This window comes from Rhodopseudomonas infernalis, from assembly GCF_022271405.1.
Lineage (GTDB): Bacteria > Pseudomonadota > Alphaproteobacteria > Rhizobiales > Xanthobacteraceae > Rhodopseudomonas > Rhodopseudomonas infernalis.
The window spans coordinates 1-18,400 of the sequence record NZ_JAJNAL010000019.1; the positions used below are offsets into that span (position 1 = coordinate 1).

At 66.2% G+C, this 18,400-nt stretch carries 14 protein-coding genes; 1 reads left to right on the plus strand and 13 read right to left on the minus strand.

Annotated elements, in window-relative coordinates; genetic code table 11:
- Window positions 1–98: 98 nt before the first annotated feature.
- The 9 genes from LPW26_RS14120 to cyoA form a co-directional block, all read right to left on the minus strand.
- Window positions 99–941 (minus strand): ABC transporter substrate-binding protein, encoded by an 843-nt coding sequence (locus LPW26_RS14120; RefSeq protein ID WP_238736127.1) that lies wholly within the window; start codon window positions 939–941, stop codon window positions 99–101.
- A 274-nt stretch (window positions 942–1,215) separates the two neighbouring features.
- On the minus strand, window positions 1,216–2,580 hold the full coding sequence (locus LPW26_RS14125) for a S41 family peptidase (RefSeq protein ID WP_238736046.1): 1,365 nt from the start codon (window positions 2,578–2,580) through the stop codon (window positions 1,216–1,218).
- A gap of 321 nt (window positions 2,581–2,901) precedes the next feature.
- Window positions 2,902–3,459, minus strand: coding sequence for a response regulator transcription factor (locus tag LPW26_RS14130; RefSeq protein ID WP_238736047.1), 558 nt, complete (start codon window positions 3,457–3,459; stop codon window positions 2,902–2,904).
- Window positions 3,452–4,741, minus strand: a complete 1,290-nt coding sequence (locus LPW26_RS14135) for an ATP-binding protein (RefSeq protein ID WP_406677609.1) — start codon at window positions 4,739–4,741, stop codon at window positions 3,452–3,454. Before LPW26_RS14135 ends, LPW26_RS14130 begins: the two co-directional genes overlap by 8 nt.
- Before the next feature lie 67 nt (window positions 4,742–4,808).
- Window positions 4,809–5,660 carry an SURF1 family protein gene (locus LPW26_RS14140; RefSeq protein WP_406677584.1) on the minus strand — a complete coding sequence of 284 codons (852 nt, stop codon included), beginning with the start codon at window positions 5,658–5,660 and terminating at the stop codon, window positions 4,809–4,811.
- Window positions 5,657–6,046: a cytochrome o ubiquinol oxidase subunit IV gene (gene cyoD / locus LPW26_RS14145; protein WP_238736050.1), complete on the minus strand. Its 390-nt coding sequence runs from the start codon at window positions 6,044–6,046 to the stop codon at window positions 5,657–5,659. The genes LPW26_RS14140 and cyoD overlap by 4 nt, the downstream gene beginning before the upstream one ends.
- Complete coding sequence (gene cyoC / locus LPW26_RS14150) at window positions 6,043–6,672, minus strand: cytochrome o ubiquinol oxidase subunit III (protein WP_238736051.1); 630 nt, start codon at window positions 6,670–6,672, stop codon at window positions 6,043–6,045. Before cyoC ends, cyoD begins: the two co-directional genes overlap by 4 nt.
- Window positions 6,672–8,678, minus strand: a complete 2,007-nt coding sequence (gene cyoB / locus LPW26_RS14155) for a cytochrome o ubiquinol oxidase subunit I (RefSeq protein ID WP_238736052.1) — start codon at window positions 8,676–8,678, stop codon at window positions 6,672–6,674. The genes cyoC and cyoB overlap by 1 nt, the downstream gene beginning before the upstream one ends.
- Before the next feature lie 8 nt (window positions 8,679–8,686).
- Window positions 8,687–9,841 (minus strand): ubiquinol oxidase subunit II, encoded by a 1,155-nt coding sequence (cyoA, locus tag LPW26_RS14160; RefSeq protein ID WP_238736053.1) that lies wholly within the window; start codon window positions 9,839–9,841, stop codon window positions 8,687–8,689.
- Between the two features lie 186 nt (window positions 9,842–10,027).
- On the opposite strand from cyoA, the gene LPW26_RS14165 reads away from it, so the two are divergent.
- Window positions 10,028–11,350, plus strand: a complete 1,323-nt coding sequence (locus LPW26_RS14165; RefSeq protein ID WP_238736054.1) for an MFS transporter — start codon at window positions 10,028–10,030, stop codon at window positions 11,348–11,350.
- Between the two features lie 151 nt (window positions 11,351–11,501).
- Here the strand turns inward: LPW26_RS14165 and LPW26_RS14170 are convergent, their stop codons facing one another.
- The 4 genes from LPW26_RS14170 to LPW26_RS14185 form a co-directional block, all read right to left on the minus strand.
- Window positions 11,502–14,951, minus strand: coding sequence for an ATP-binding protein (locus LPW26_RS14170; protein ID WP_238736055.1), 3,450 nt, complete (start codon window positions 14,949–14,951; stop codon window positions 11,502–11,504).
- The gene (locus LPW26_RS14175) at window positions 14,948–16,171 is read right to left on the minus strand and encodes a metallophosphoesterase family protein (RefSeq protein ID WP_238736056.1); all 1,224 of its coding nucleotides are present in this window, start codon (window positions 16,169–16,171) and stop codon (window positions 14,948–14,950) included. Before LPW26_RS14175 ends, LPW26_RS14170 begins: the two co-directional genes overlap by 4 nt.
- A 261-nt stretch (window positions 16,172–16,432) precedes the next feature.
- Window positions 16,433–17,215 (minus strand): SDR family NAD(P)-dependent oxidoreductase, encoded by a 783-nt coding sequence (locus LPW26_RS14180; RefSeq protein WP_238736057.1) that lies wholly within the window; start codon window positions 17,213–17,215, stop codon window positions 16,433–16,435.
- Between the two features lie 99 nt (window positions 17,216–17,314).
- A complete protein-coding gene (locus tag LPW26_RS14185; protein WP_238736058.1) occupies window positions 17,315–18,382 on the minus strand; it encodes a phosphotransferase family protein in 1,068 nt (355 codons plus the stop codon).
- Between the last annotated feature and the right edge of the window lie 18 nt (window positions 18,383–18,400).

Consider the following 18,400-nt stretch of genomic DNA (forward strand, 5'->3'; position numbering starts at 1 on the left):
GCCAACGGGCCCCCCGCGCGGGCCCCACGACATCGGTCGCGGTGTGGGGTGGTGGCACGGCGCTTTGCGCCTTTGCCCACCCTACGATTTGACGGCTGTTACTTGACGACCAGGAGGCCTGGCTCCATCAGGTTGGCCGGATCGAGCTTCCACTTGTTGAGCAGCGCGAGCTGATCGCCGGATTTGTAGATCTCGGTCAGCGCGTCCTTCACGGCATCGCGGAACTTCGGCTTGTTCTTCGGCACGGCGATGCCGACCTGATAGGGGATCGTCACGGCGATCGCCTTTTCGAGCTTGTCCGGATAGGCCTTGACGGCGTTGTCGACGGTGTTGACGTCGTTGATGTAGGTGTCGGCGCGGCCGGCGAGGATCGCCTGGATGCAGTTGGCGTTGTTGTCGTAGAGCTGGATCGTCGGCTCCGCCTTGCCGAGCTTCTTGCACTCCGGCGCCAGCGCCTGGATCAGCGGGACTTCGACATAACCGGTGTTCTCGGCCGCGGCGGTGCCGCACAGCGAGGTGTCGATGCCGGTGATCTTCTTCGGATTGCCCTTGGCGACCAGCACGCCGTCGAACACCTTGGAATAGGTGACGAAGTCGGCGGCCTTGGCGCGCTCCTCGGTGGCGTAGATGTCGGAGATGACGATGTCGGCCTGCCCGCTCGACAGCGTCGTGAGCAGCGCCGCGAAGGTCACGGCCTTGTAGGTCAGCTTGAAGCCGAGGCAGTCACCGATCGCCTCGCCGAGATCGATGTCGTAGCCGATGTACTTGGTCGGATCCTTCGGGTCGATCGACTCGTAGCCCGGGGTGTGCGGATTGATGGCGTTGACGAGGGTCTTGCCCTTCCAGTCGGGGTACTTCTCCTGCAGCGCCGCGCAGGCTGCCGGCGCGGCCGCATGGGCGGGCTGCGAAGCCGCAAAGCCGACCAGCACCAGCGCGCCCATCAGCGCCGCGCTCGTCAGGCTGCGAAACTCGGGAATAGGCGACTTGACCATTCGATCGCTCCTTCGATGGTGTCATGGCGGAGGCCATGTCCGAACCGACAGGAGCTAAGACCGCGCGTCCCAGAAAAACTTGTCTCCGGGCGCACAACCTTTTGTTCGAAGGCTGCCAGGAATTGGGCAGCAACTGCGTGATTTTTGGGCGACCACCATCGTCATGGCCGGGCTCGGCCCGTCCATGACGTCAGCAGGTAATAAGATCGGAAGCTAAACGAGCTTACTGGGCCTTCACGGCGCCCTTGTCGTTATCGGCGCGCTTGCCGAGATAGGCGATCGCGGCGTTGAGCTGCGCATCCTCGGGCTTACCGATCAGGTCGGCCTTGATCGGCGGCGACGAAGCCGCAGGCTTGTCAGCAGGAGCCGCACCGCCGGAAGCCTTCGGCTTGGCAGCGCCGGGCTTGCCGTTACCCCCGAGCTGACCCGGATTTGCGATCGCGCCGCGCAGCGCGCCTTCCCGCAACATCGCGCCGCCGGCGATCTGCTGATCCTTCGGCGCTTCCTGAACGATGTCCGGCGTGATGCCGTCGTCCTGGATCGAGCGGCCGGACGGTGTGTAGTACAGCGCCGTCGTCATCCGGACCGCACCGCGGCCCTTGATCGGGATCACCGTCTGCACCGAGCCCTTGCCGAAGCTCTGCGTGCCCATCACGGTTCCGCGCTTGCGATCCTGCAGCGCACCGGCGACGATTTCGGACGCCGAAGCCGAAGCGCCGTTGATCAGCACCACCACCGGCACGCCGGGCAGCATGTCGCCCTTGGAAGGCGCGCTGAATACGCGCTGATCGTCGGGCTGGCGGCCGCGGATCGACACCACGGTGCCGCCGTCGAGCAGATTGCCGGCGACATCGACAGCGGCGGTGAGCAGGCCACCGGGATCTTGACGCAGGTCGATGACCAGCCCCTTCAGCCCGTCCTTGGAGTCGCTCTTGAGCTTGGTCAGCGCATTCTTGAAACCGTCCGACGTGTCGTTGCCGAACTGGCTGATCCGCACGTAGCCGATGCCGTCGGGCTTGAGCTCCGACTTCACCGACGCGACCTTGATGATCTCGCGGGTCAGGGTCACGTCGAACGGCGACTCCTTGCCGCGCAGAATGGTGATCGTCACCTTGGATCCGGGCGTGCCGCGCAGCATGTCGACGACTTCACGCAGGCTCATGCCCTGGGTCGAGGTGTCGCCGACCTTGATGATGTCGTCGCCGGGCTCGAGCTTGGCGCGGGCCGCCGGCGTGCCGTCGATCGGCGCGACGATCTTGGGCACACCGCCCTGCCCTGAGATCTGCATGCCGAGGCCGCCGAACTGCCCCGCCATGTCGGTCTGCATGTCCTTGAATTCTTTCTCGTCCATGTAATCCGAATGCGGATCGAGCCGGTTCAGCATGCCTTTCAGGGCGTCCTTGGTCAGGTCATTGGGGCTGACCGGATGCACATAGGCCCGCTCGACCAAGCCGATGACTCCGCCGATCAGATCGAGATCGGGTTGCGCCGTTGGGGTCCGCTGCAGCGCCAGCGCCGACAGCATGGGGATGGTGACGATGCCGGCCGCGGCGGCGGCGCCGATAAGAAATTTGCGGGATTTGAACATGAAAGGACACCGGAATGAGCTGGCGTGGCTGTGCATCTGAGGGCCAGCCGCGCCTGATTGCGATGGGTTCCGTCTGAAGGAATCTCGTCCCACCAACTGTAACGGGTGGCCTATGAATACGCCGGCAAAGCGGCAACTCAAGGGTTAATAGGCGTACACGTGAAGCCAAGCCGCCAAGCAACCTGGCGGCTCAAACGGCCTCAGCGGCGCCGCCATGCAGGATCCGACGATATCTGGCCGGCAGCCGTGGATACCGAATGAGAGAAAGGCACTGACGGCTGATGCTAGACGATGGTCCGGTCATCGGCATCTCGGCAATGGTCACCGGACCTGGCGCTTCTCCAGCTTTCGCGCCAGGGTGCGACGATGCATGCCGAGGCGCCGCGCGGCTTCGGAGATGTTGAACTCGCTGTCGATCAGCGTCTGGTGGATACGTTCCCATTCCAGCGTCTTGATCGAGGTCGGCTGGCTGGCCAGCGCGATGTCGGCGTTGCCCTCTGCCTTGCGGAAGGCGGCTTCGATGTCGTCGGTGTTGGACGGCTTGGCCAGATAGTGACAGGCGCCGAGCTTGATGGCCTCGACCGCGGTGGCGATGCTGGCAAAGCCGGTGAGGACGACGATCAGCATCTCCGGATCCTGCGCGTGCAGCAGCTCGACGCAGGCGAGGCCGGACGCGACGCCGAGCTTGAGATCGATCACCGCATAGCCGAAGGTGCGCTCCTCGAGCGCCTCGCGCACTTCCTCGATGGTGAAAGCGTGCACCACCGCGTAGCCGCGGCGCTCGAACGAGCGCTTCAACGTCCTGGCAAAGCCGGCGTCGTCTTCGACGATCAGCAGGGAGCGGTCTTCGGGTTCGGTATGCTGTTCGGTGTCACTCAAAATTCTGTCCGATCGCGAGGGTCGAGAGCGGCAGCACCAGCTTGACCTTGGCGCCGCGGTTGCGGAGATTTTCGGCGGTCATCGACCCGCCGAGCTTGCGGACCACGTTCATCACCAGGAACAGGCCGAGTCCGCCGCCGGCGCGTCCCTTACTCGACTGATACGGCTTGCCGAGCTGCGCCAGCATGTCCTTGGCAAAGCCCGGGCCGCGGTCGCTGATCGACAGCACCAGATTGTCGCCCTCGCGCTCGGCCAGCAGCTCGATCCAGTAGCGCGACACTTCGAAGGCGTTGTCGAGCACGTTGAACACCGCCTGCTTCAACGTCACGTCGGAGACGATCGGCAAATCGTCGCCGAACGCGTTGACCACGTGCAGGGTGGTTCGGCTGCGCGCGCTGCGCCACTCTTCGGCCAGCGCTTCGAGGAATTCCGCCACCGTGGTGGGCGACGAGCCCTCGCCGCGCGCTTCGCCGGCCGACACCAGAATCCCGGTGACGATCGACTGACAGCGCTTCAGCGCCGTCTCCATCTCGGCGAGATCTTCGGCGAGCTCGCGGTTACTTGTCAGCGCCGGCATCCGCCGCCAGTCGCTGAGGATGACCGAGACCGACGCCAGCGGCGTGCCGAGCTCATGCGCCGCGCCCGACGCGAGCAGGCCCATGCGCACGATGTGGTCCTGCTCGGCGGCGTGCTGGCGCAGCGATGCCAGATGCGCGTCGCGTTCGCGCAGGTTGCGATGGATGCGGGTGACGAACACCACCAGCAGCACCGCATTCAGCGCGAAGCCGAGCAGCATGCCGCCGACCCGCAGGTTGATCGGATCGCCGGCCCATTCCGGCAGCACCAGCGGGCGCGACGCCTCGGTGAGCCAGATGATGGCGGTGAACACCACCGCGACCAGCGACCAGCTCGAGCGGCTGTCGAGCAGCACCGCGCCGAGCGTCACCTGCAGGAGATACAGCGAGGTGAACGGATTGGTGACGCCGCCGCTGAGATAGAGCTGCGCCGTGAGCGCGACGACGTCGAGGATCAGGGCGATCAGCAGGTCATGGTTGCTGATGGCGAAGCGATAGCGCATCCACATCAGGCTGGCGATGTTGAGCGCAATCAGCCCGACGATGACGGCGCCCATCGGCACCACCGGCAGCGACGCGCCGAGCCACAGATGCACCGCCGCAATGGTGACGATCTGGCCGATCACCGCCGTCCAGCGCAGCTGGATCAGCAGCGACATGTTCTTGCGGTCGGTTTCGTCGTCGGGCGTCGAGGCGCCGAGCGGCATCAGAGCTTCGTCGCCGGATCGCGCGGCGCCGGCCGGCTCGGCTCGGGCGCGCCAGTCGGACTTGTCGTCAACGATGCTCGGCGATCGGTCCAGCATTGGGTCCCGTCGAAAGGGCGGATCGCGCCGTGGTGCCCGAACGGCGCCTGGCGCTTGCCCCCCGCAGATATTCCCCCGCAAAGCCCACAACAAGCCAGCCAGCCAGCATAAAGGCGAGGCAAAACCACGTGAGCGCATAGGTCAGGTGGTTGTTGGGAAACTGCACCACCGTCATGCCGCCGATCGGCTGACCGGCAATATTGAGCGAGGCGTCCGCGTCGATGAAGAACGGAGCGACATGATCGATGCCGCGCGCGCCCGCAATCGCCTGCACGTCCCGCGAGTACCAACGCTCGTCCGCAGGGGCGTTATGACGCAGAAAGCCGCCGTTCGGTTCGGTCATCCGCAGCAGCCCCGTCACCGTCACCGGTCCGGTCGGCTCGCCGTCGCGGCGCGACGTTCGGTCGCGCTGCTCGGGGGAGATGTATCCGCGGTTGATCAGAACGGTCCGACCGTCCGCCATGCGCAGCGGCGTGATCACCCAGAAGCCTCCACCGGCTTCGGTGACGGCCGTCGTCAGCGTTTCGCGGTCGTGCTGGAACTCACCGGTCGCCGTGACGCGGCGATATTCGTCGTTGGCGGCGGTGACCGCCGGCCAAGCCGCCGCCGAAGGCAGCGGTGCGGGCGCGGCGTGGATGCGGGCTTCGACGCGGTCGATCAGCGCCAGCTTCCAGGCCCGCCGTTCGACCTGCCAGACCCCGAGGGAAATCAGCAGGGCGACGCCGAGCAGCGCCGGGATCGTGAGCCACAAGGACGGGCGCCGCGCGGGGCCGGGGGCCCGCGCAGGCGCGTCGCCTGAGGTCACGATCGCCGGCTCCGTCACTTCGTCGGGACCATGTTGTGGACCGGCATCATGTTGGTGACGAGGTGGTGCATCACCCACAGCGAACCGGCCAGCGCGATCACCACCATCACGATGGTGAAGATCAGCGCCATCATGGTCCAGCCCTGCTCGGACGAGGTGTTCATGTGCAGGAAGTAGATCATGTGCACGACGATCTGCACCGCCGCGAACGCCATGACCACCAGCCCGGTGACCGATTTGTCGGCGATCGCGCCGCTCATCACCAGCCAGAACGGGATCGCGGTCAGCACCACCGACAGGCCGAAGCCGATCAGATAGCTCTTCAGCGAGCCGTGCGCATGCGCGTCCGGATGACCGTGATGGTCTTCGCCATGGGCGTCGACGGGCGGATTGTTGATGCTCATCGCAGCACTCCCAACAGGTACACGAAGGTGAAGACGCCGATCCAGACCACGTCGAGGAAGTGCCAGAACATGCTGAGGCACATCAGGCGGCGACGGTTGGCCTCGATCAGTCCCTTGCGGGAGACCTGCACCATCAGGGTCACCAGCCAGATGATGCCGAAGGTGACGTGCAGACCGTGGGTGCCGACCAGCGTGAAGAACGAGGACAGGAAGGCACTGCGCTGCGGCGTCGCGCCCTCATGGATCATGTGATGGAACTCGTAGAGTTCGATGCAGAGGAAGGCGAGGCCAAACAGGCCGGTGATCGCCAGCCACATCTGGGTGGCGCCGACCCGGCGCTTCTCCATCGTCAGCATGGCAAAGCCGTAGGTGATCGACGACAGCAGCAGCATCGCGGTGTTGACCGCGACGAGCTTCAGATCGAACAGGTCCTTCGGCGCCGGCCCGGCCGCGTAGTTGGTGCCGAGCACACCGTAGGTCGCGAACAGGATCGCGAAGATGAGGCAGTCGCTCATCAGGTACAGCCAGAACCCGAGCATGGTGCTCGAGCCTTCCGGATGGGCGTGTTCGTCGACGACGTAGAAGACCTGTTCCGCGTCCTTCGGATTGGCGACGGCGACACTCATCACTTGGCTCCCGCAGCGAGCAGACGGGTCCGCTCGTCTTCGACGCGCACCACTTCCTCAGCCGGGATGTGGTAGTCGCGGTGATAGTTGAAGGTGTGGCCGATCGCGACGGCGAGCAGCGCGATGAACCCCAGCGCGGCAAGCCACCAGATGTACCAGATCAGCGCGAACCCGACGACGGTAGCGAGGCCCGCGAGGATCACGCCGGTGCCGGTGCTGCTCGGCATGTGGATCGGCTTGAAGCCGGTCAGCGGGCGCTTGTAGCCGGCGCGCTTCATCTCCCACCACGCGTCGGTGTTGTGTACCATCGGGGTGAAGGCGAAGTTGTAGTCCGGCGGCGGCGACGAGGTCGCCCACTCCAGGGTGCGGCCGTCCCACGGATCGCCGGTGACGTCGCGAAGCTGCTCGCGGCGCATGACGCTGACGGCGATCTGGATCAGGAACGCCGCGATGCCGATCGCGATCAGGCCGGCGCCGATGGCCGCTAGGATGAACCAGATCTGCAGGCTCTGATCGTCGAACACGCGCAGCCGGCGGGTCACGCCCATCAGGCCGAGCACGTAGAGCGGCATGAAGGCGAGATAGAAGCCGACCACCCAGCTCCAGAACGAGATCTTGCCCCAGAACGGATCGAGCTTGAAGCCGAACGCCTTCGGGAACCAGTACACGATGCCGGCGAACGCACCGAACACCACGCCGCCGATGATGACGTTGTGGAAGTGCGCGACCAGGAACAGGCTGTTGTGCAGCACGAAGTCGGCCGGCGGCACCGCGAGCAGCACGCCGGTCATGCCGCCGATCACGAAGGTCAGCATGAAGGCGATGGTCCACATCATCGGCAGCTCGAAGCGGATGCGGCCGCGATACATCGTGAACAGCCAGTTGAACATCTTCGCGCCCGTCGGGATCGAGATGATCATCGTGGTGATGCCGAAGAACGAGTTGACGCTGGCGCCCGAGCCCATCGTGAAGAAGTGGTGCAGCCACACCAGATACGACAGGATGGTGATCACGACCGTGGCGTAAACCATCGAGGTGTAGCCGAACAGCCGCTTGCCCGAGAACGTCGAGGTCACCTCCGAGAAGATGCCGAACGCCGGCAGGATCAGGATGTAGACCTCGGGGTGGCCCCAGATCCAGATCAGGTTCACGTACATCATCGGGTTGCCGCCGAAGTCGTTCGTGAAGAAGTTGGTGCCGACATAACGGTCGAGCGACAGCAGCGCCAGCACCACGGTCAGGACCGGGAAGGACGCCACGATCAGGACGTTGGTGCACAGCGACGTCCAGGTGAAGATCGGCATGCGCATCATCGTCATGCCGGGCGCCCGCATCTTGACGATGGTGCAGATCAGGTTGACGCCCGACAGCGTCGTGCCGACGCCTGCGACCTGCAGCGCCCATATGTAGTAGTCGACGCCGACGTCAGGACTGTAGCCGATGTTCGACAGCGGCGGATAGGCCAGCCAGCCGGTGCGGGCGAACTCACCGATGAACAGCGAGATCATCACCAGCACGGCGCCGCCGGTGGTCATCCAGAAGCTGAAATTGTTGAGGAACGGGAACGACACGTCGCGGGCGCCGATCTGCAGCGGCACGACGTAGTTCATCAGGCCGGTGACCAGCGGCATCGCCACGAAGAAGATCATGATCACGCCGTGGGCGGTGAACACCTGATCGTAGTGATGGGCGTTGAGGTAGCCCTCGGAGCCGCCGAACGCCATCGCCTGCTGCAGGCGCATCATGATGGCGTCGGCGAAGCCGCGCAGCAGCATCACGATGCCGAGGATCATGTACATGATGCCGATGCGCTTGTGGTCCACGGTGGTGAACCACTCGCGCCACAGATAGCCCCACAGCTTGAAGTAGGTGAGGCCCGCGACAAGCGCGGCGCCGCCGATGGCGACGGCCACGAAGGTGAGCACGACAATCGGCTCGTGCAGCGGAAGCGAATCCAGCGACAGCCGGCCGAAGATCGCTTTGACGATATCGAAATTGGAGAACATGCGATCCCTCAGGATTGGGACTTCGACGTCGAGCCGAACAGGAACGAGGTGGATGAGCCGAGCGGCGCCAGCGACGGGCGTTTCAATCCCGCGCCGAGCAGCGGCGTGGATTCACGCACCTGCGCGGTGACGCGGCCTTGCGGTTCTTCCGGGGTGCAGATGCCGGCCACGAAGGACGGCTGCGGGCCGAGCGCGGTGCCGCGGCGGGCGTATTTGTCGTAGGCGAGCGGCAGCGTGTTGTTGAGGCCGGCCATGCCGGAGCCGCCGCGGGCGTCGATCGCCATCATCTCGCTCATGCACATCTTGCCGGTGTCGACGCACATGTTGAGAATGGCGCGGAACAGATCGCCGTCGACCGCGCCGAACGCACGCGGCTTCTCGTTGCTGCTCGGGCGCTCGAGCTGCAGATACTCCGGCCGGCCGAGCTTGTCCGGGCTCGCCTTGGCGCGGGCGATCCACTGATCGAAACCGGCGTCGTCGAGACCATGGAAGGCGAAGTGCATGCCGGAGAAGCCGGCGCCGCTGTAGTTCGCCGACAGGCCGCGATAGTTGCCGGCGTGGTTGATCACCGCGTGCAGCTTGGTCTCCATGCCGGGCATCGCGTAGATCATGCCGGCCAGCGCCGGGACGTAGAACGAGTTCATCACCGAGGAGGAAGTGATGCGGAAGTTGATCGGGCGATCGACCGGGGCGGCCATCTCGTTGAGCGAGGCGATGCCGTATTCTGGGTAGATGAACAGCCACTTCCAATCGAGCGCCACGACGTTGACCTCAAGCGGCGCCTTGTCCCGGTCGATCGGACGGTTGGCGGCGATCCGGTCGAGCGAACGATACGGGTCGAGCAGATGGGTGCCCATCCAGGTGATCGCGCCGAGGCAGATGATGATCAGCAGCGGCGCCGACCAGATCACCAGTTCGAGGCCGGTCGAGTGATCCCAGTCCGGATCATATTTGGCAGCGTCGTTGTTGTGCCGATAGCGCCAGGCGAACCACACCGTCAGCGCCATCACCGGCAGCACGATCAACAGCATCAGGACGGTCGACACGACGATCAGGTCGCGCTGTTGCGCAGCCACATCGCCGGCCGGCGCCATCACCACGAAGTTGCAGCCGCTCAGAACCACGGCCAGGGGTAGCAGCAACAGGAGCTTAAGTCGTGACACGCGTTCCGCCCTTTGAGAATGAGAATATCTCGCAAGGACACGAGCTAGCTGCGGCGCAACAATCCGGACATTGGACAATTTGTCCAATGTTGCGGTGCGGGATCACCGCTCAAACAGATTTGCGATCGCTTCTAAAAGTGAGAAGCGCTCGCAACATTTTCCTTCGACATTTCAATGGCAGAGGCGATGACGGACACCACCACAGCGGGAACCACGACGGCGGGGCTTGGCTCGGATCCGGCGCATAAGCATGCCAACCCGAACGATATCGCCATCGGCGTCATCATCGGGCGCACCGCCGAGTTCTTCGACTTCTTCGTCTACGCCATCGCCTCGGTGATCGTTTTCCCGCGCCTGGTGTTTCCGTTCACCAGCGAACTGAACGGCACTCTGTATTCGTTCGCGATCTTCGCCATCGCCTTCATCGCCCGGCCGTTCGGCTCGATCATCTTCATGGCGATCGACCGCACCTATGGCAAAAGCGCCAAGCTGATCATCGCGATGCTGCTGCTCGGCACCGCGACCGTCGCGATCGCGTTCCTGCCCGGCTATTACGAGATCGGCGCGGCCTCGATCTGGCTGCTGGCGCTGGCGCGCGCCGCGCAGGGTCTGGCCTGGGGCGGCGCATGGGACGGCCTCGCCTCGCTGCTGGCGCTGAATGCGCCGAAGGAGCAGCGCGGCTGGTACGCCATGATCCCGCAGCTCGGCGCGCCGCTCGGCCTGATCGTCGCCAGCACCCTGTTCGCCTACTTCACCGGGCATCTGTCGGCTGAAGATTTCTTCAGCTGGGGTTGGCGCTACCCGTTCTTCGTTGCCTTCGCCATCAACGTCGTGGCGCTGTTCGCCCGGCTGCGCATGGTGGTGACGCCCGAATACGCCTCGCTGTTCGAGAGCCGGGAATTGCAGCCCGGCCGCGTCGTCGAAACCGTTCGCCACGAGGGCCGCAACATCGTGATCGGCGCTTTCGCGCCGCTGGCCAGCTTCGCGCTGTTCCATATGGTGACGGTGTTCCCGCTGTCCTGGGTGTTCCTGTTCACCCGTGAAAGCCCGGTCCGCTTCTTGATCATCGAAGCGATCGGCGCCGCCGTCGGCGTGCTGGCGATCATCGCGTCGGGCTATCTGGCGGACCGGATCGGCCGCAAGCCGCTGCTGATCGGCTCGGCGGTCGCGATCGCGGTGTTCAGCGGCTTCGCGCCGCAACTGCTCGACGCCGGCCCGGTCGGCGAGTCGGTCTACATGATGCTGGGCTTCGTGCTGCTCGGCCTGTCGTTCGGCCAGTCCTCCGGCGCGATCGCGTCGAGCTTCCGGATGGCCTATCGCTACACTGCTTCGGCGCTGACCGCCGACTTGGCCTGGCTGTTCGGCGCCGGCTTCGCGCCGCTCGCGGCACTGCTGCTCGCCACCGATTTCGGCCTGCTGGCCTCGGGCGCTTATCTGTTGTCCGGCGCTGTGGTCACCGTGCTGGCGCTGTGGATCAGCGGCCTGCGCGAATCGGAAGAATATCGCTAGGCGACACACTTCCCGAATGTGAATTGGAAGCGGCTCGCGGCAACGCGGGCCGCTTTTATTTTTCGATGCAGCAAGCTGAAGCGCCGCCCACGCTATTGATGTGCTGGACGATCCCGAGTGGCAGCTGATCCGGGCAGGCGTTCCGACCGGTCTAGAGCTGGATCAGATCGACCTGATGATCCGTCAGAGACTGTGCGAGATCGGCGACGTGGCGGTGGTGGGTGAACAGGATCATCTGGCGCTGCCGGCCGGCCGCAGCCAGCAGGCGGAGCGTCGCCAGCGTTCGTCGGTCGTCGAAGCTCGCCAGCAGATCGTCGCCGATGAAGGGCAATGGCTCCGATGTACGGCGTTCGAGCAGCGCGAGCCGCAGTGCCAAGAATAGCTGATCGCGCGTGCCCTCGCTCAATCCGGACAGTGGTACACGCTCGCCCGAAGCGCGGCGCGCCACCAGCGTCGGTTCGTCTTCGTCGTAATCGATGCCGAGTCCGGCGAACGCTTCCGCGGTCGCCAGCGCGAACAATTCGCCGGCGCGCGCCACCATCGGGTCCTGCACCTTGGCGCGGTGCAGCTCGACGACGCGGCGCGCCAGCAGCGCCGCTGCCGAGCGCAGCAACCAGTCTTCGGCGACCGACAGCAGCTCGGCGCCCGCTTCGCGTCGCCGGCCCGCGGCGCCCGCGGCGTCGCGCCCCTTGGTCAGCGCCTCCAGTTCGCGCTGCCGCTGATAATGGGCCGCGGACGCGTCACCGATATCCTTGAACAGGCCGGCCTGTTGTTCGGTCGCGCTGGCGATGTCGGCCTGCAGCCGATCGAGATCTACCCCGTCGCGCTCGTGCCGGAGCGCGGTCTCATCGTATCCGTCGCCGATCTCGAGCAGATGTCGGCGTAGCTCCTTCTGTTCGGTCTGCAACTGCAGCCGGATCGCAAGCCGTGCCAGCAACTCCGGCACTGCCGCGATGTCCGCACCGAGCGTGTCGCCGGCGTGCAGCAGCGTGTCGAGGCTGGCCTCGAGGCGACTCACCAGAGCGCCGCGATTGATCGCGCGCTTGGCCGCGTTGTCGTGCAGACGACGGCAGGCCTCGCTGGCCCGGCGGGCATCGTCGAGCCGTTCGGCGAGGCGCGGCACCGCTTCCTGCGCCGCAAGGTTGCCGAGATCCGGCGCAACGTGAGCCAGCAGGCCCGCGACGTCGCGATCGAACTCCTGCAGATCGGACGTAATGGTGTCGACGCTGCGGCTCTCGCGATCGAGATTGGCGCGTGGCACACCGACGGCGCCCCATACCGAAAGCGCCGCCTCGGCCTGCGCAGGCGAGGCATCTGCGGCGAGGCCTATCGCGCCCATCGTCAGCGGCCAATGCTGCCGCTGATCCGCAAGGCTGCGCTCGCAGGTCTCGCGCGCGGTATCGGCTTCGGCGAGATCGCGCTCGATCCTTGCGAGGGCGGCAGCGCGCGCCTTCGCGTCGCTCCACGCTGCCACCAACTGGTCGTACCGCGCCTTGGCTTCGCGATACAGCGCGCCTGCCGGCGCACTGGGATCGCCGTGGCGGCCGACGCTGCCGAGGAAGCCGAGGATCGCCGTTCTGCCGTCGTTCAGCGCCATCGCCTGCGCGTCGATGGCGGCACGCTGCAGGTCGCACTTCGCCAGCTTGCCGACGATCTCGTCGAACCGCTCGCGCCAGCGCAGCATTTCGGCCGCGCCCAATGGTTGCAAGCCGGAGGCGGCCCAGGCTTTCGCCCATCCTTCGGTGATATTGAACAGGCCTTGCCGCAAGCCGCTGCGCTTGGCGACGACGCGCTCGCGGTCCCCGCGCGTTTCCGCGATCCGCCGCTGCGCGTCCTCATGCCGGGTCGCGCGTTCGGTGTCGGTCAGCAGCGAGTCTGTGATGCCGTCGATTGCCCGCGATGCCTCGGCGACCCCGTCGAAGCGTTGCCTGCGCTCGTCGCGATCGCCGTCGAGCCCGCCGTAGAGCGCGCCGAGGCGATCGTCGCGCGTCTGCCGGGCCGCGATCAGGTCGGCCTTGGTCGGGACCGGCCCGGAGCTCGACAGCCGCGCCAACTCGGCCTCGGCAGCGGCAATCGCGTCATCGAACTTGGCGATCTCCGTATCGAGCCGCTTCAGCTCGGTTTCGCTGAGTTCGAACGCGCTGGCGAATTTGCTGATCGTGGCATGGTCGGGCACCGGCAGTGCGCGCACACGGTCGGGCGCGCCTGGCGTCGGATCGAGCGCGGCGACGGCATTGCCGATCGCCTCGAACTCGATTGCCAGCGCGGCCCGGTCCCGGCGCAGCCGCTCTTCCTGCGCCGGGATGTCGCCGAGCGCGTCGAAGCGCTGGCGCAGCGGTTCGAGATCGATCAGATGCGGATCGTCGCCCGCCGCGTCCTGGACCTCGCGTTCGCGCTTCGCCCGCTCGTACCGCGCCTCGATATCGGCCAGTTCCTGCGTGGCGCGCCGAATCTTCTCGAGGCGATCGCGCGCATCTGCGAGCGCCGGCTCAGTCGGTAGCGCGGCGAGGAGTTCGACGTGAGATGCGAGCCCGAGCTTCCGCGCGCAATCGTCCAGCGCAGCCTCCGCGCTGGCGCGGTCGTGGCGCCGCCGCGGCAGGTCGGACGCGGCTTTGCGCACGGCGCCGAGCCGCTCGCGCAGCGCGACGATCGTGCCAGCCTCCCCCAGCAAGGCCTCGTCGATATGGATCGTGGCGATTTCTGCGGCATCCGCGGCCGCCGCGGCGTCGAGCGTCGCGATCTCCGCTTCGATTGCGGTCTTGCTGTCGAGCGCGGCGCGCCATTCGGCGAGCGTCTGCGCGGCCACCTGCGGCAGATCCGCAAACCCGGACAGCTCGGCCTCGATGCGGTCCAGCCGGCTCAGCTGCGAGCGCACCCGCAGCGTCCGTTGCCAGCGCGCCAGCGTGCTGCCGCAGGCGGCATGCTCGGCCTTCAGCTTCTCCAGCTCGGCCGCGGCCTGCTCCACCGACGCCTGCGCTTGCCGCAACGCGTCGCGGGTGACGATGGCGTCGCGCAGTTCCTTGTCGGCCGCGTCACGGCGTTCGGCCGCCAGATAGAACGGCTTGCCGGCGGATTTGCGCGGCGTGAACAGCTCGTCGGCCTGCTGCTGCAGCCGGTCCTTGATGCGGGACAGCTCGGCCATGCCGGCCGAACTCGCCGCCAGCGTTTCGGCCAGACGACCGCCGGCGCCGAGCAGCTCGTCGCCGCCTGCGCGCAGCGCCGGCGCCGTCATGCCGAACTCGGAATTGAACGTGGTGCGCGAGACGTCGCCGAGCAGCGCCGCGAAGTGATCGTCGGGCAACGGCTGATTCTCGGCGTCGAGCAGCGTGTTCTTGTTGCCCTTGCGCCGCCGCGCGGTGATCAGGCGGCCGTCGGAATGGCGAAAGCTGCCGCCGAGCCGCAGCAGCTTGCTGTCGTGCAGGAAGTCGTAGTCGGTGCGCGCGCCGAATCCGAACAGCAGATCGCCGATCGCTGTCAGCGCCGAAGTCTTGCCGGCCTCGTTGGCACCGAGCACGATGTGCAGCGACGCCTGCGGGGCGAACGGCACGATCCGGTCGGTGAAGATGCCGTAGCGCTCCAGCGCGAGCTGCTCGATCCTCACGACAGCTCTCCGGCCAGCAACGCGCGGGCGTCGTCGGACAGGCTGCCGAGCACGTCGGACGCCGCGAACTCGTCCTGCAGGTCGCGCGGCAGCTTCGACTTGATCGTCTCGGTCAGCTCCGCCAGCGCGGTGGCCAGAGCAGGATGCTGCGCGCCTTCAGCCAGCAGCGCGCCGACATCGATGTCGCTCCGCTCCGGTTGCGCGGTCGCAGCTTGGGCCGGCAGCGTCGTCTTGATCTTGAGCTGCTCGATCCAGCAATCGGCGGCGAGATGCAGCGCGCCGGCGCGCAGATCGTCCTGCAGCGCCTCGCGGCGGGCCAGCAGCCGGCCATGCAGCGGCGTCGCGCCGGTCAGCGTGACGCGGACCGCAAGCGCACGGCCGTCGCTCTGCGCATGCAGTTCGGCGAGGCGCTCGCTCACCAGCGCGGGCACCTGCGTCTCTTCGGCGGCGCCCGTAATGTCGATCGTCAGATGAGCCCAGCGTGCGCCATCGAGCGCCAGCGGCGTGACGTCGACGACGCGGCCATCCTCGACGGTGACGCGCATCGCGCCCTTGGCGCCGGTCTCGCGAACGCTGCGGCCTTGAAGATTGCCCGGAAACACGATCCATGGATCGCGGTGAACGATCTCGGCCGCATGGACGTGGCCTAGCGCCCAGTAGTCGTAGCCGAACCGCCGCAGGTCATCGACGCTGCACGGCGCATAGCCCTCGTGGCCGCGCGTGCCGTCGAGCGAGGTGTGCAACACGCCGATGTTCAGCCAGCCCTCGCGGCGCGCCGGATAGCTCGCAACGAAATCCGCGTTGACGCGATCCGCGAAGCTGCGGCCGTGCAACGCTACGCAAAAGCGCTCGAGTTCGACGGTCGCCGCCTTGGTCGGAAACACCTTGACGCTGTCCGGATAGGGCAGATCGCGCGACATCAGGCTGTCGGCGTCGTGATTGCCCTTGACGATGAACACCGGAATCCCGGCGCGATGCAATGCACCGAGTTCGCCGACGAAGAACAGCCCGGTGGTAACGTCCTTCCAGTCGCCGTCGAAAATATCACCGGCGATGATCAGGAACGCCGCGTTGCTGGCGATCGTCTCGTCGACCAGCGCCTGCACGGCCTTGCGCCCCGCCTCGGCAAACCGTCGCGCCACATCCTCGTTCTTGGCCCGCAGCCCGGCCAGCGGGCTGTCGATGTGCAGATCGGCGGCGTGGATGAAGGTGAATCGCATGACGGAATGATCTTTGGGATCGAGGCAGGCGCTCGAAAGCGGGAGGCGTCAAGGCGGCGAACGACGCACGCCGACGAGCGCGATATCCTTAGAGTTCAATCCCCGCTTGCGATCAAGCCCGCGATATCCAGTCGATCGCAGCCATCTGGCCGTGTGCCGGGCCGTCCGTCGAGCACTGGCCTTCCGAAGCGTCCCGCGGACCAAGAGCCAATCGCAATGGCACCTGTTCCGCGGGCTCGTTTGAAGGATGACCGTCGCGGCTCAGCGCGGCGCCATGCGGATGGCGCCGTCGAGGCGAACGTCTTCGCCGTTGAAGTAGCCATTTGTGATCATGGTCAGCGCCAGCTGGGCATATTCTTCGGGTTGCCCGAGCCGCTTCGGAAACGGCACCGACGCGCTGAGCGCCGCCTTGACGTTCTCCGGCGCGCCCTGCAGCAGCGGTGTGTTGAAGATGCCCGGCAGGATGGTGTTGACGCGGATTCCTTCGCTCATCAGGTCGCGTGCGATCGGCAGGGTCATGCCGACGACGCCGGCCTTCGAAGCCGAATAGGCGGCTTGCCCCATCTGGCCGTCTTCGGCCGCGACCGACGCGGTGTTGACGATCGCGCCGCGCTCGCCGTCGTCGAGCGGCGGCAGCGACAGCATGCCCTGCGCCGACTTGGCGACGCAGCGGAAGGTGCCGACCAGATTGATCTGGATGATGCGATTGAACGCATCGATCGGGAAATGCGTCGGCTCGCCGCTCTTCTTGTCACGGCCGGCGGTCTTCACCGCGTTGCCGGTGCCGGCGCAGTTGACCAGGATGCGCTCCTGCTGGTGCGCCGCGCGGGCTTTTGCGAAGGCGGCGTCGACCTGCTCGTCGGAGGTCACGTCGACCTTGCAGAACACGCCGCCGATCTCCTTGGCGATCGCCTCGCCCTTCTCGTCGTTGAAGTCGAAGATCGCGACCTTTACGCCTTGCGCCGCCAGCGCGCGCGCCGTTGCGGCGCCGAGACCGGACGCACCGCCGGTGACGACGGCCGCGACAGAAGAATCGAGTTTCATGGTTGCTTCTCCCTGGGTTGATTTTGATTGAGGACAAGGGGCGCCGGTACGCCTCCGATTGGAAGCGGCAGTCGCGCAGTTACGCGTTCGGCGGAGGGCCTAGGCCGAAAGCCCATGCTGTTTCAGCCGCCCGATCGCCTGGTCGGCGAGATCGAGTTGCTCGCCGATCCTGCGCCGCAGGCTGTCGAGATCGACACCCTCGGCGCTCTTCTGTCCCGCCATGTAGCGGGCATAGACGCCGTGGGTGATCGCGGCGCTCTTCCAGCGATTGAAGCCGACGTAGTAATCGAGCTTCGACAGATCCCGGCCTGTGCGCGCCGCGTAGCGTTCCGCCAGCATGGTGCGGGACGGAAAGCCCGGCATCGCGGTCGGCGCTTCACCCCACACCCGGTCACGGTCGCTGGGATCGGGGAACTGGTTGAGCGCGTAAGCGAGATCGGCAAGCGGATCACCGAGCGTGGAAATTTCCCAGTCGACGACGGCCACGATCGTATGATCCGAACCGGTCAGGGTGTTGTGCAGGCCATAGTCGCCGTGGACGATTCGCGCCGGGCCCTGGTCGGGCAATTGCGCGAGCAGGAATTCGCGCATGCTGTGGGCGCGCGGATCGTCGAACTTCGCCGGCTCGATCGAGGCCATCCACGACTGGTACCAGGTCTTGAGCTGGCGGCCCACGTAACTGTCTTTTTTGCCGAGATCGCCGAGGCCGACTGTGTCGGGGTCGACCGCGTGCAGATCGGCCAGCACGTCGATGAACGAATGCGCCAGCTTCTCGCGCTTTTGCTCCGGCACCAGGCGGCGTGTGTCGTCGGCGGTGTAGAGCGGCCGGCCGTCGACGTGGCCCATGATGTAGAACCGAGCGCCGGTGACGGTCGTATCGTCGCAGAAGCCGAGCGCCGCCGGCACCGGCACTGCGGTCGGCCCGAGCGCGCTGATCAGCGCCCATTCGCGCTGCATGTCATGCGCCTTCGGCAGCAGCTCACCCAGTGGCGGCCGGCGGATCACCGCCTTAAGGCCGCTAGCGTCTTCGATCATGAACGTCAGATTGGAGTGACCGCCCTGCAGCCGTGTCCACCGCAGCGGCGGTTTCAGCCCCGGCACATTGGCGCGGATCCAGGCCTCCACGGCCGGGATGTCATAGCCTGCAATCGGTTCGGTGGTCTTCATGCCGCCTTGCTCCTCGAT

Excerpts from the sequence above, each read along its gene's own strand:
- LPW26_RS14120 (WP_238736127.1), bottom strand. The coding sequence starts at position 941 with ATGGGCGCGCTGGTGCTGGTCGGCTTTGCGGCTTCGCAGCCCGCCCAT.
- LPW26_RS14125 (WP_238736046.1), bottom strand. The coding sequence starts at position 2,580 with ATGTTCAAATCCCGCAAATTTCTTATCGGCGCCGCCGCCGCGGCCGGC.
- LPW26_RS14135 (WP_406677609.1), bottom strand. The coding sequence starts at position 4,741 with ATGCCGCTCGGCGCCTCGACGCCCGACGACGAAACCGACCGCAAGAAC.
- cyoD (WP_238736050.1), bottom strand. The coding sequence starts at position 6,046 with ATGAGCATCAACAATCCGCCCGTCGACGCCCATGGCGAAGACCATCAC.
- cyoC (WP_238736051.1), bottom strand. The coding sequence starts at position 6,672 with ATGAGTGTCGCCGTCGCCAATCCGAAGGACGCGGAACAGGTCTTCTAC.
- cyoB (WP_238736052.1), bottom strand. The coding sequence starts at position 8,678 with ATGTTCTCCAATTTCGATATCGTCAAAGCGATCTTCGGCCGGCTGTCG.
- LPW26_RS14165 (WP_238736054.1), top strand. The coding sequence starts at position 10,028 with ATGACGGACACCACCACAGCGGGAACCACGACGGCGGGGCTTGGCTCG.
- LPW26_RS14175 (WP_238736056.1), bottom strand. The coding sequence starts at position 16,171 with ATGCGATTCACCTTCATCCACGCCGCCGATCTGCACATCGACAGCCCG.
- LPW26_RS14180 (WP_238736057.1), bottom strand. The coding sequence starts at position 17,215 with ATGAAACTCGATTCTTCTGTCGCGGCCGTCGTCACCGGCGGTGCGTCC.
- LPW26_RS14185 (WP_238736058.1), bottom strand. The coding sequence starts at position 18,382 with ATGAAGACCACCGAACCGATTGCAGGCTATGACATCCCGGCCGTGGAG.